We start from the raw sequence: 13,401 nt of genomic DNA, 5'->3' as shown, positions 1-13,401 counted from the left end.
AAAAAAAAGAAGTGGCTACCACAAATTACATCCCTTTTGGCGGCGATAAATCGTACCGAATTGTAGTTAGCCGTTCCCTAAGAAACGACCAGCAAATCGACATGTTGTCGGGATGTCCTTATACTTATTATGGTATTATGACTAATAATATTGCCTATTCCAACAAGGAAATCATCGAGTTCTATAACGACAGAGGAGATGCAGAAAATTCTAATCGTTATTTACTCAATGATTTTAATGTGCATCATTTGCCTTTTCCGGACATGGATATGAATACTGTTTTCATCTACCTTATGGCAATGTGTTCTGTTCTATTTGAATGGACAAAAAAGATTTTGGTACAAAACAAAACCAAATACATCAAGCTCAATATGCGTGTTAAAGCAATTTGTTTTAATTACATAACCATCGCTTCAACCTTTGTAAATCACGCAAGACAAAGAACGCTACAGATATTCTCTGAACACGACTATAAAATATTACAAATTTAGAACATGAAATTACTGAAGTTACTTAAAAAACTCTGTAGGGTAAGGGGGTATTATGAACGTTTATGATTAAAAATGAGCCTATCTTGAAAAAAACAAAAATCTTTATCAGAACAAAAAATCTTTTTACCCAATAGTTTTGTTGCGACTTTTGGGTATTAACTAAGATTATTTATTTATAATTAGTGTAAATAAAATTTAGCTATTACTTTTGTCTCCGTAGAATTAATCTAAATAAGGATAAAAAAAATAATATTTGCGGGCGTGCTACTATTTTCTGTAATTGGAACAGCGCAAGAAATAAGAAAAGATAAATCGACAGCTTTAGAAGAAGTTGTCGTTAAAGGATACAAAACCGTTAATGGAATTGGTCATTTGCAAGACAGTAAAAACGGAATTATTTATGCCGGCAAAAAGAACGAAATTATCTTAGCAGATAGTTTGGATGCCAATAAAGCGGTTAACAATACCCGACAAATTCTTGGAAGAATACCCGGATTAAATATAGTCGAAACAGAGAGTAGCGGTTTTACGGCAAACGGAATAGCCACCCGAGGGTTGAATCCCTCCCAAAGCATAGAAATGAACACACGTCAAAACGGATATAACATCAGCGCCGACATATATGGTTATAACGAATCTTATTACCTACCTCCTATGGAAGGGGTAAGTCGTATAGAAATGGTTAGAGGAGCATCCTCCCTGCAATTTGGCTCCCAATTTGGAGGTCTCGTAAACTATGTTACTAAAGACGCTCCTGCAGACAAACCTTTTGAATTTACAACTTCGCAAACCATAGGAAGTTATGGATTATACAATTCGTTTAATTCGGTGGGCGGGAATTACAAAAAAATAAGCTACTACGGCTTTTTGCAATACCGCTACATGGAGGGCTGCAGACCTAATAGTGAGCAATCGCAACTTTCGGGATTTGGTAAAATTCAATACAATCATTCCGAAAAACTTAATTTCGGGGTAGAATATTCCATATTACGCAATAAAATAAGAATGCCCGGCGGATTGACAGACGAACAATTTAATTCGGACGCCAGACAATCAACCCGAGCACGAAATTGGCTAAAAAGCCCATGGAATATCATCACGGCTTACGCCAATTATACGCCTTCCGAAAACAGTACGCTATGCATTAAATCCAGTTATTTATTTAGCAATCGTTCTTTGGTTTGGAGAAATGAAGACGGTGGCCCCGAGGCAAATGATAATATAGACCCTGCAACCAATGCCTTTGCCCCAAGAGAAGTTGGTGTCGAAGACATGCACAACAGCACAACGGAGATTCGATATTCGCAAAACTATCGATTGGGCAATCAGAAATCAACCATTGCTACTGGAATTCGTTACAGCTACGCTTGGTTCAAACGTCAAGGCGGTGGGGAAGGAAGTACAAATAGCGATTTCGACTTATCCATAAGCGGAGATTGGGGTTATGATTTGGATTTTACCACGACCAATATTGCACCATTTGTTGAAAATATTTTTAAAATTTCAAAAAACTTTACTGTTATACCCGGTTTCAGATTCGAATACCTCAGAAGCACTTCCAAAGGACATAAAGAAGTGGATGGAGACATTCAAATATCCAATGAAGCCAGAAACAGGACTTTTGCCTTAGTGGGTCTTGGTTTAGAACTAAAACCAAGCAAGAATACAAGTATATATGGAAACCTTAGTCAGGCGTATCGGCCAATTGATTACAGCCAGTTAGAACCATTTGGAGTAACTTCAAAAATTGACCCCAACCTGAAAGATTCTAAAGGTTTTAATTCCGATTTGGGTTATAGAGGAACCATCAGAAACTACCTTAATTTTGACATCGGCGCATTCTACATGGCCTATGACAAACGCATTGGCGTTACCCTTGAAGCGGACCCAATCACTGGCGATCTTTATTCCATAAGAAAAAACATTGCCAATAGCGTTCACCAAGGTATCGAAAGTTATGTGGAATTTAATTTCATAAAATACTTAAATCCACAATCAAACTATGGTTTGAGCATTTTTAATTCCTTTGCTTATATCGATGCAAAATATACTTCAGGGGAATTTAAAGGAAAAAGAGTCGAAGCTGCAGCCAAAACCATAAATCGAGTGGGTTTGATTTTTGGAGCCAATAAATTCTCGACTACATTACAAGTAAATTATGTAGGTGATGCCTTTGGAGATGCGTCAAATGAACAGGCAATCAACGACAGCCCTGTCGTTGGCTATATCCCAGCCTATACAGTTATGGATTGGAGTGCCACTTACAAACTTGACCGCTTTGCCCTTAAGGCAGGCGCCAATAATCTAACCGACAAATCCTACTTTACTCGTAGAACTGATGAATATCCGGGACCTGGAATCATTCCGGCGGTTGGGCGAAGTTTTTATTTAGGGTTCACCGCAAAATTCTAATAAAATTAAAAGTATTCAAAATAACAAAGGCTGCCTTTAAAAGGAGGCCACTGAAAAAGTCTTTTTTAAGAATTAATTGTTAATGAAAAGGAGTAGAAATCAAAGTTTTCTACTCCTTTTTTCGTATTTTTAACTGTAATAAAGAAAAATGCGCATACATCTGTTGGCATCATTTCCGCCTTTTTATATCCACAATTAGGACAGCTTAAGGTTGATTTTAGTTCTACTGATTTACCGTTGTATATGGTGCAAGTTTCGCAAGAACCATGTGATTTATTCCTGTAATAATTGACTCCAGTTGCAATTAACAAGCCAAACATACCGACAGATAAAGTAAAAATTACTACTAAAATAGTACCCATACAAAATGAGTATTGCACTTGGAATAGCAAACAATAGGGTATAAAGAGAACGATGTTTTTGATAAGAAATGATTAAACCTGTGATTAAGATTAAAATGGACTGGCTATTCTATCAATTTTAGGTCGTTCTCTAGTTATCCATTTCATCTATAATTGTTTACCAGGTTTTTTATATAATACACCTTTTGTTTTACAGCGGGCGGAGGGAAAAACTCCGGTTAGCTAAAAAAAATCACCAAAAGGGTATGCTACTTGTTTGTGTTTTTTCAAATGTTTAGTCGTAAAAAAACACCCTTTAAATCCATTAGAAATAAGGGGGTGTTTTAACGAAATTAATAATTTATGCGAATCAAGGGGTAAAAAAAGTATAAAAAACCTTCAAAAAGTTAGTTTAAAAGCCTGATAATCAGTATGTTTAAAGTATGTCTAACGTACTTTTGAACATATGATTAATCACTCTAAAGCACTAAAATTAGTAAAAATTTACTTTTCAATCTGTGAAAGATTTGAAAAAGATTTAAAATATTCTTGCCAACGTTTCAGTAGTAACCTTGAACAAGATTTAACAGACCAGGAAATTATGACTATTTTGGTTTCCCAAACTTGGTTCGTATTCAGCATTCAATAATAGATTGAATAACTTATCCAAGGCATTTAAGCGTTTGTTAAGCGCATTGTTTATTGAGTATTTTCCAAATAATTGTTTTCCAAACCAGAGTTTATTGGATTCAATGCCGATAATAACTTGCTCTGGAAAACGATTAGGAAAAGTAGCCAAAGACTTGACCGATAAAGGATATTGTTCCACAAAAAGTTTGTATTATTTCGAAGTGAAATTTCACGCTTTAGCTTTTAGAAGAGAAAAGACAATTCCTTTTCCTGAGGAAATATTAATAACTCCAGCTTCTGTAAATGATTTAACAGTTTTTAAGGAAGCTTGGACAAACAAAGAAAATAGATTCTTTTTTGGCGACAAAATCTATCACAATCAAGAATTCTTTTCCGACCTTGAAAAAGAAAACAATTCGATAATGATGACGCCGGTTAAAGCCATTAAGGGAGAATGTCAAGAAATTAGGAACAGGAATAAAGCGGCGAATGACTTGTTTTCAATAGCAGTATCAAGGGTTAGACAGCCAATTGAGTCTTTTTTTAATTGGCTTATCGAGAAAACGAATATTCAAAAAGCAAGCAAAGTGAGGTCAAGCACAGGACTCCTGATTCATATATTTGGTAAAATTGCAGCCGCCTTTATATATCTAATTTTTTAACCCTTGATTCACATAATTTATAGTTTTACATTTGTCAAACAAAAAAAATCTACAATGGAAATCGTATTCATAATTCTTGTTATCTTTTTATTGTTTTATGTTCCTCAATATTTTAGAAAACGTAAATAATAGTACTTGATTTTAAAAAATATTTTCTGTCCATACTGTAAATTTATGTTTTTTATTCTTCCACATTCTTCATTTTCATTAAAAGTGAATATGCCCCTTTTATCACAATAGTTGCCTCATTCAAATCTTCTGAAATAATTTCAGTAAATCCATTTTCTGTATTTCCTGTTGTAACTTCTTTCATTTCAAATTGTTTGTTTTGTTTGGCAACAAAAATATAATTCTTGTTTTCATAATTCACAATAGCATCAGATGGCAACACATTTGATTGCTGGCTTTTTAATTCTATTTCGGCATTCATATACATTCCCGGTAAAAGTTCTTTGTCATAATCTGTAAAATGGCAGTGTATTTCTGTGCTTCTGTTTTCTGAAAAATCTTTGCCTATCAGAATAATTTTGCAAGGATATTTTTTCTCTGGATTGGTGTTGGTATACGCTAAAAGCGATTGACCGATAGCCAATTTATTGATGTCTTTTTCAAAAACAGTCAATGCCAAATGAATATCAGATGGATTTACAATCTCGAATAAAATATCGCTTGGGTTTACATATTTGCCAATATTTACGTTTACTTTAGATACATAACCGCTTATTGGCGAATAAATATTGATGCTTTTTGAAATGTTCTTTGTAGAAACATTACTCGGATTTATCCCTGCGAATTTTAATTTTTCTCCATACGATTGTACCATTACCGATAGTGAATTGTATTCTGATTGTGCTTGTTGATACACTTTATCGCTGCTGGCTTTGCTTCGGTTGAGTTCTTTTTGTCTTTCGAATTCGGCTTTTGCGTACCCTATTTTTGCTTTAGCCAAAAGGTAATCTTCCTGCAGTTGAATGTATTGTTGGTCTTCTACGACGCACAAAACCTGCCCTTTGGTTACATACATTCCTTCTAAAAGTTTGGTGTATTTTAAATAACCACCCATCGGCACACTTATGGACACTAAGTTTTGAGGTGGTACATCTATTTTGCCATTTAATTTTAAGGTAGATGAAATTTCTTTTTGCTCGATTTTCCCAGTTTCAATACCTGCATTTTTTATTTGTGCGTCGGTAAGTGTTGTCGTGTTTTCGATAGTTGGAGTGGCTTCTGTTTCACTTTCTGTTTTCTTGTCTCCACACGAAGAAAGGAATACTATTGCCAGTATTGTAATGATTGTATTTTTACTCATGATTGTATTTTTATTTTGGTGTTCGTGAATCTGCGATTTCATTTTATTTGAATATTAAGTGTTTGTTATTTAAAATTTCATTGCCATTGATAATCGGTTAGGCATCAATCTTAACGCGAAGGAGTTTTATGGAATTAATAAAGACTAAAGTGTCAGGAAGCAAATGAATCGCTGCTGCTTCAATCGGTCCAATTATTTTAAGCAATACAAGGGTAATTCCAATCACATGAACGACGCCAACCCCTACAAAAATATTTTCACGAATGGTTCGATAGGCTCTTTTACTAATAGCACGAGCCTTGGCGATTTTTTCCAACTTATCCTGCATCAGAACGATATCAGCCGCTTCCATTGCTGCTTCGGTTCCCATAGCACCCATTGCTATACCTATATTTGCTTGGACTAAAGCAGGCGCATCATTAATGCCGTCGCCCACCATTGCAATCTTAGAACCGTCTTTTTGCAATTCTTTTATGATATTTATTTTGTCTTCGGGCAATAAATTGGCTCTGAAATCGCTAATTCCTATCTGATTGGCAACGTGCTTGGCAGTTTCAGCATTATCACCGGTAAGCATAATTATATTTTGAATTCCGCTTTTTCTTAAACCTTCAATCATTTCTTTTGCACCTTCACGTATCGCATCGGATATATAAAAGATACCCGCCAATTTATTGTCAACTGAAAGATAAATAGCAGTATCGGTACTATTTTCTGAGGATTTCGACACAGGTACTTTACTTTCTTCCATAAAGAGCTTGTTCCCTAATAAAACTGATTTGCCATCTATTTTTGCGGAAACCCCCCGTCCTTTTACTACCTCGAAATTTTCAGGCTCGCCATAGATAAGTTTTAATTTATCGGCATAGCTTAAGATTGCTTTTGCTAATGGATGGCTGGAACGACGATCGACAGAAGCAGCAAATTGAACCAATTGGTTTTCATTATAAGCAGGATCTATTATTTTAACGGTATTCACAATAGGACTTCCAACGGTTAATGTGCCTGTTTTATCAAAAACAATGGTAGTTACTTTAGCAAGCTCTTCTAAAAATAAACCTCCTTTTATCAAAATACCTTCTCTCGCAGCACGTGCTATTGCCGCAATGGTCACAAGCGGTGTTGCCAAACCTAATTCGGCGGGGGAAGTAAAAATCAGCAATGCAATCACCAGTTTGACATCACGGGTAAAAAAGTAAACTGTACCAACAAAAATAAAGACCACAGGAATAAGCCAAGCCGCTACTTTGTCCGTGAATTTTTCAATAGGTGCCTGCTGGCTTTCTGCCTCTTCCACTAAGGATATAATACGTGAGAAAACAGTATCTAATCCTGCTTTAGTCATTTCTATATCAAGCGCACCTAATTCCAGTATGGTTCCGGCAAATACTTCACTTCCTATAATTTTTTCCTGCGGAACACTTTCGCCGGTTATGGGGGCCTGGTTCGCAGAACCTGATCCGCCAATTACTTTACCATCAACGGGGATTTTTTCTCCGGCTTTTACCAGAACAATATCACCGATTTTTAAATCGCTTATTTGCACTATTAATTCGGAGTTGTTCTTTTTTACTATCGCAGTCTTTGGAACAGAACCAATCAACTCTTTTATAGATGCTCTTGCTTTTTCGGTACTTGCACTTGCGATATATTCTGCAATAAGGATGATCATAAGTACGACAGCACCAGCCAAATATTCCTTACCAAGAACTGAAATTATTACCGCTATGGTTATAAACAATTCGGTACCTATTTTTCTTTCTTTTATGATATCCAGTACTGCGGTTTTTACTAATGAGTAAAGACCGAAAGCCATTGCGACTATCAAAACGGGTAATGGAATAATTTCAAAATAAAATAATAAACAGGCCATTCCCACTGTTATGATCCGTACAATTTCCCAAAGGAACTGTCGCGAAAAAAAGGTTTGTGTATAATTCATAATTAAAATTATTTATTTTGAAAATTAAAATTTGGCTTAAAAATAAAAACACATAAAATGGCTAAAGACAAGGTTAGAATCCCACCATATAAAAAGTCCGTTTTAGGGAACTGCGAACCTAAAAACCCAGCTATCGGATAGGCTATTGCCCACCATAGATGCGAAAAAGCAAAGTGTGAACCATAAACTTTTCCCTGATTTTCGGATGAAATGGTTTCGGCAATCAATGTTTCTGAAGGCATTTCAGCGAGACTTTGGCCTAAACCCGCAAAGAGCCATAAAACAAGAAGTGTAGGATATCCAGAATAATTAACTAAACAAATTGAAATTCCTAACAATAATGCACCACTGATTAATGATGTACTTCGTGTTTTAGATTTGTCTAAACTACCTAAAATAAAAGCTGAGATGGCTGCGCCAATTCCGAAAGTTGCCATGGCCCAACCATAATATTTATCGTCAAGCAACAAATCATTTTTGATGTGACTTATGGTATTTACCAAAATCATTGCACCGGCAATTGCAGAAACAAATTCGATACTCAAAGCAAATTGTAATATTTTATTACCAAACAATAAGCGTATCCCTTTTATTACATCGTTCCAAGTACTATTGGATTTTTTGGCTTTGTCACGCACCCCTTTTTGAAGATCGGTGCCGGAAATAGAAAGAATTAATATTCCTGCAATAACAAATGAAATTGCATCTAAAAAAAATATTTGTCTTACGCCAAACCAAACGGCTACAACTCCCGCTAATGCAGGGCCTAAAATCCCCAGTAATTGAAATGTTGCTGTAGATAATCCAATAGCTTCACGGAAATATTTATTTTCAATAATTTGTGGAATTATAGCACGGTAGGTTGGGGTAAAAAAAGCATTAAACACATTTAATAAAAATACTAAAACATAAATTTGCCATGCGGAGGTTATAAAAGGAAAATAACAAACAAGCGCCATTCGTATAAAATGGGTTACATATAGAATTTTTTTTCGTTGTACCTTATCAGCTAGAACTCCTGCAAACGGAGAGAAAAGTATAAATGCAGTAACCCGTAAAGTTAATGCTGTTGCGAGAATTATTGGTGAATTTGCTGCGTCTATTTGATAAGCTAATAAAGCCAACCCAACCCATGAAAACGCATCACCCAAAAGACTGATAGTTTGAGCCGTATACAACTTAGCAAAGGTTTTGTTTTCTAATACTTTGAAAGGTTCAACCAATATTTGTTTTAATTTCATAATCAATTAGATAGGAAATTAAGTTCAACAACACTTATATTCAATTTTCTAACGGCTTCAATGTAATTATTTTGAATTTCTGTACTTTGATTAATAAGCATTACCCATTCCAGATAATTGATGTCTCCATTGATAAATTTATCATTAGCAGCTTTAGTTACCAAATCAACATTTTTCAAGGCCTGACTTTCAAAATAGGCAATAGTTTCTTTGTGTTTTTTATATTCTTGGACTAATTCCTGATTCTTGATTTCCAGTTTTAGTTTTTCATTATTTAAATTATTTTCGGCAATTTGGGTGTTTATCTCCAAAGCCTTTTTCCTGTTATTTATTGCTGTATTGAATAACGGAATTGCCACTCCAAATTGTCCGTAAACACCATTATAACTGTCTTGAAATGCAATGTTTGTTTTGAAAGTCTGGTAATAAACACCACCAATTAATTCTGGTAATTTTTTAGATTTTTCAAGTGAAATTTCCGCTTTGCTGCTATTTACTTCTTGCTCAAATAATTTTATACTGGGTTGATTGCCAATAGCACTTTTATTTGAATTTTCGGTAAAATCCATTTTGAATTTATCTGAAACAGGGATAAAGTCTTTATCAGTATTAAGTAAATACTTGAATTGCGATTGCATTATTTTATAATCACTTTGTAATTCCAGAAGTTGAATTTTTATTTGTCCAGATTGGTTTTCAGCGGTTGCCTTTTCTAATATATTACTTTCGCCTTTGTCAAAACGAAGCGCTGTTTTTCTTAAAAATTCGGAATAAATACTATCGCTTTTTAGCAACAATTTTTCCTTTTCTTTTAGATACATCATTTCGTAAAATACGATTGTAACCTGTCTGGTCAATTCCTTTCTTTGCAAAGCTTCGTTCCATTGCCCTTTTTTGGCTTCTTCTATTAAAAGTTGTTGCCGCCTTTTGTAAACGGTTGGAAATTTTATGCTTTGTGAAATACCAATTTTAACATCATTTAGATTGCTGTTAAACTGACCGTATTCGCCAATAATTCCCGTGTTGGAAATGTCATAGCCTGTTTTGGTCATTTTTTGCAAGTACTCTGAATTTAGTTTTTCATTTTTAATTTTGATATTATTTGAAAGAGCCGTTTCAATGGCTTTCTCAATTGAAATTTTTTCCTGAGCATCTGCACTTTGAAAAGAAAAAAACAGTCCCAATATCATGATTGTTGTAATTGATTTTATCTTTTTTGGTTTTAATTTAATCCCTTTTTCAAACATGATATATAAAATTGGTAAAACAAATAAGGTCAAGAATGTGGCAATCAATAGACCGCCAATTACCACAGTTGCCAATGGTTTTTGAACTTCTGCACCTGAACCGTTGCTTAACGCCATCGGTAAAAAACCTAATGATGCCACGAATGCAGTCATTAAAACGGGTCGCAAACGTATCCTAGTTCCTTGTAAAACAATAGCTTTTAAATCGGTTTCACCTGATTTTCGAATGCTATTAAATTCTGCAATTAATACCAATCCATTCAGAACCGCTACACCAAATAAAGCAATAAAACCAACTCCGGCACTGATGCTAAACGGCATTCCCCGCATCGCTAAAAAGAAAACGCCTCCAATTGCCGAAAGTGGAATTGCGGAATAAATCAATAGCCCTTGTTTTACGGAATTGAATGCAAAATAAAGTAAAATGAATATTAATAGTAATGAAACCGGAACCGCAATCATCAAACGGTTTTTGGCTTCGTTTAAGTTTTCAAAAGCACCGCCATACGTAGGATAGTAACCCGCAGGAAATTTAATTTGAGTTTCAACTTTGCCTTGTAATTCTTTTACAATACTTTGTACATCACGGCCTCGAACATTAAAACCAACCACAATTCTACGTTTGGCATCTTCCCTTTGTATCTGATTTGGGCCTTCGGTAATTTCTACTTTTGCTAATTGAGATAAAGGAATTTGTGAACCAGTGGATGTTGGTATTAATAAGTTTTGAACATCCGCCAAATCCTGACGTTTTTCACTTGTTAAACGAACGACTAAATCAAATCGTTTTTCACCTTCGTAAACAACCCCAGTGCTTTGTCCTGCAAATGCGGTGTTTACTATTCGATTGATATCCTGAATGTTCAATCCGTATTGTGCAATTGATGCTCTGTTGTAGTCAATTACTACTTGAGGCATTCCGGTAACGGTTTCTACATAAAGGTCGGAAGTTCCCTCTACTGTATTTACAATTTTACCTAATTTATTGGCGTACAAAGCCAGTGTGTCTAAATTTTCTCCAAATATTTTACAGACTACATCTTGCCTTGCACCAGTCATTAATTCATTAAAACGCATTTGTACCGGATATTGGAAACCATAGGAAACACCTGGAACGGCTTCCAATTCCTTTGCCATTTTTTCTGATAATTCGTCAAAAGTTTTGGCTGAAGTCCATTTGCTTTTTTCCTTTAAAATAATCATCATATCGCTGGCATCAATTGGCATTGGATCAGTTGGTACTTCGCTGCTTCCTGTTTTGCCTACAATTTTCTGCACTTCGGGAAATTTTTCTATTAGTATTTTTGCACCCTGGGAAATAGCTGTCATTGAAGTTTGTAAATTACTTCCCGGTAAAACCCTTGTTTCTACAGCAAAATCGCCTTCTTCCAATGAGGGCATAAATTCGCCACCCATAAACGAAAGTGTAATCAGCGCTAAAACAAATAAACCCAAAGTTGTAGCAATAATTGTTCGAGGAATTCCTAATGCTTTGTTCAGAAGGGGTTGATAGAAATTTTCTAATTTTTCCATCATTCTATCTGAAAAAGTTTTTTTGTGGGATATATTTTTATTCAAAAATAAAGCGGTCATCATTGGAACATAAGTCAGTGACAATATAAAAGCGCCAAATAATGCAAATGCAATAGTTTGTGCCATTGGTAGAAACATTTTTCCTTCAATACCACGCAAAGTAAAAATGGGAATGTATACTATCAATATAATTAACTCACCAAAAACGGATACATTACGCATTTTTATAGACGTTTTTAATACGGTGTTGTCCATTTCTTGCTGTGAGATTTGAGAAGCTTTCCTGCTGTGTAAACTAAACAAACAGGCTTCTACAATAATAACGGCACCGTCTACAATCAATCCAAAATCTAATGCTCCTAAACTCATTAAATTACCGCTCACACCAAACATATTCATCAATATGACTGCTATTAACATTGCTAAAGGAATAACTGAGGCAACAATTAATCCTGCTCTTATGTTTCCTAAAAAGAAAATTAAAACAAAGAGGACTATTAATGCTCCTTCTAATAAATTTTTTTCTACCGTTGAAATGGAATTATTCACCATTTTTGTTCGGTCTAAAAATGGTTCTACTATAACGCCTTCAGGTAAGGTTTTTTGGATTTGCTCAATACGCTCTTTGATTTTTTTGATAACTACATTGCTGTTGGCACCTTTTAACATCATCACTACTGCACCCGAAACTTCACCAGATTGCACTCCTTTTTTATTAAAAGTCATTGCGCCATATCGAATAGCACTACCAATGCGAACATCAGCTACATCACGAATAAATAAAGGACTACCACTATTAGTGTTTTTAATAGAAATGTCTTTTATATTTTCGATAGTACTAATTAATCCTTCACTTCGGATGTATAAAACTTTAGGCCCTTTTTCGATATAAGCACCACCCGTATTTTGATTGTTTTTTTCTAAAGCAGAAAAAACATCCGTAATTGTAATATTATACGATTGCAATTTATTGGGGTCTATGGCAATTTCAAATTGTTTCAATTTACCACCAAAACTGCTTACTTCCGCCACTCCTTCAACGTTTAGTAATTGACGTCGAACAATCCAATCTTGAATAGTTCTCAATTCAGTTACGTCGTATTTTTTTTCATAACCGGGTTTGGTTCGAACAGCATATTGATAAATTTCGCCTAGTCCTGTTGTTACTGGTGCAAGAAATGGATCTCCAATACCTTTGGGAATTTGCTCTTTAACAGCGCTTAATCGTTCGTTTACTTGTTGTCTTGCCCAATACACATCCGTTGCATCATTAAAAACAATGGTAACCACTGATAAACCAAAACGAGAGAAACTACGAATTTCTTTCAGTCCAGGAATATTACTATTGGCTTGTTCGATTGGAAAGGTAATGAGGCGCTCAATATCCGTTGCTCCAAGTGATGGTGCTGAAGTGATTACTTGAACCTGATTATCCGTAATGTCTGGTACAGCATCTATGGGTAGTTTTGTAAATTGATAGCTACCATATCCGATAAGGGCAAAGATAAAAAGCCCAATAATGAGTTTGTTTTTGATTGAAAACTCAATGATTTTATTTAACATAATTAGTAAGATTAATGAAATTATAACCAA

8 protein-coding genes are annotated in these 13,401 nt (G+C 34.9%); 3 read left to right on the top strand and 5 right to left on the bottom strand.

All coding sequences use genetic code 11. The annotated features are described in order from the left end of the window. On the top strand, window positions 1-491 hold a 491-nt coding region (locus ACNQGH_RS17980; RefSeq protein ID WP_417957390.1), incomplete at its 5' end, for a transposase. Window positions 492-752: 261 nt separating this feature from the next. Beyond that, entirely contained in the window at window positions 753-2,903 is a 2,151-nt protein-coding gene (locus tag ACNQGH_RS17975) for a TonB-dependent receptor family protein (protein ID WP_417957389.1), read from the top strand. Window positions 2,904-2,968: 65 nt separating this feature from the next. Here the strand turns inward: ACNQGH_RS17975 and ACNQGH_RS17970 are convergent, their stop codons facing one another. Further along, window positions 2,969-3,265, bottom strand: a complete 297-nt coding sequence (locus ACNQGH_RS17970; RefSeq protein WP_417957388.1) for a hypothetical protein — start codon at window positions 3,263-3,265, stop codon at window positions 2,969-2,971. Window positions 3,266-3,996: 731 nt separating this feature from the next. On the opposite strand from ACNQGH_RS17970, the gene ACNQGH_RS17965 reads away from it, so the two are divergent. Further along, window positions 3,997-4,536 (top strand): transposase, encoded by a 540-nt coding sequence (locus tag ACNQGH_RS17965; RefSeq protein WP_417957387.1) that lies wholly within the window; start codon window positions 3,997-3,999, stop codon window positions 4,534-4,536. A 181-nt stretch (window positions 4,537-4,717) separates the two neighbouring features. On the opposite strand, the gene ACNQGH_RS17960 is transcribed toward ACNQGH_RS17965, so the two are convergent. From ACNQGH_RS17960 to ACNQGH_RS17945, 4 genes are all read right to left on the bottom strand, one after another. Beyond that, entirely contained in the window at window positions 4,718-5,845 is a 1,128-nt protein-coding gene (locus tag ACNQGH_RS17960) for an efflux RND transporter periplasmic adaptor subunit (RefSeq protein ID WP_417957386.1), read from the bottom strand. A 97-nt stretch (window positions 5,846-5,942) separates the two neighbouring features. Beyond that, complete coding sequence (locus ACNQGH_RS17955) at window positions 5,943-7,787, bottom strand: heavy metal translocating P-type ATPase (protein ID WP_417957385.1); 1,845 nt, start codon at window positions 7,785-7,787, stop codon at window positions 5,943-5,945. An 8-nt stretch (window positions 7,788-7,795) separates the two neighbouring features. Further along, the gene (locus tag ACNQGH_RS17950) at window positions 7,796-9,028 is read right to left on the bottom strand and encodes an MFS transporter (RefSeq protein ID WP_417957384.1); all 1,233 of its coding nucleotides are present in this window, start codon (window positions 9,026-9,028) and stop codon (window positions 7,796-7,798) included. A gap of 2 nt (window positions 9,029-9,030) precedes the next feature. After that, complete coding sequence (locus ACNQGH_RS17945) at window positions 9,031-13,371, bottom strand: CusA/CzcA family heavy metal efflux RND transporter (protein WP_417957383.1); 4,341 nt, start codon at window positions 13,369-13,371, stop codon at window positions 9,031-9,033. Between the last annotated feature and the right edge of the window lie 30 nt (window positions 13,372-13,401).

The sequence above is a fragment of the Flavobacterium kochi genome (assembly GCF_048286715.1).
Taxonomy (GTDB): Bacteria; Bacteroidota; Bacteroidia; order Flavobacteriales; family Flavobacteriaceae; genus Flavobacterium.
This window is presented reverse-complemented; position numbering and strand designations above follow the sequence as displayed.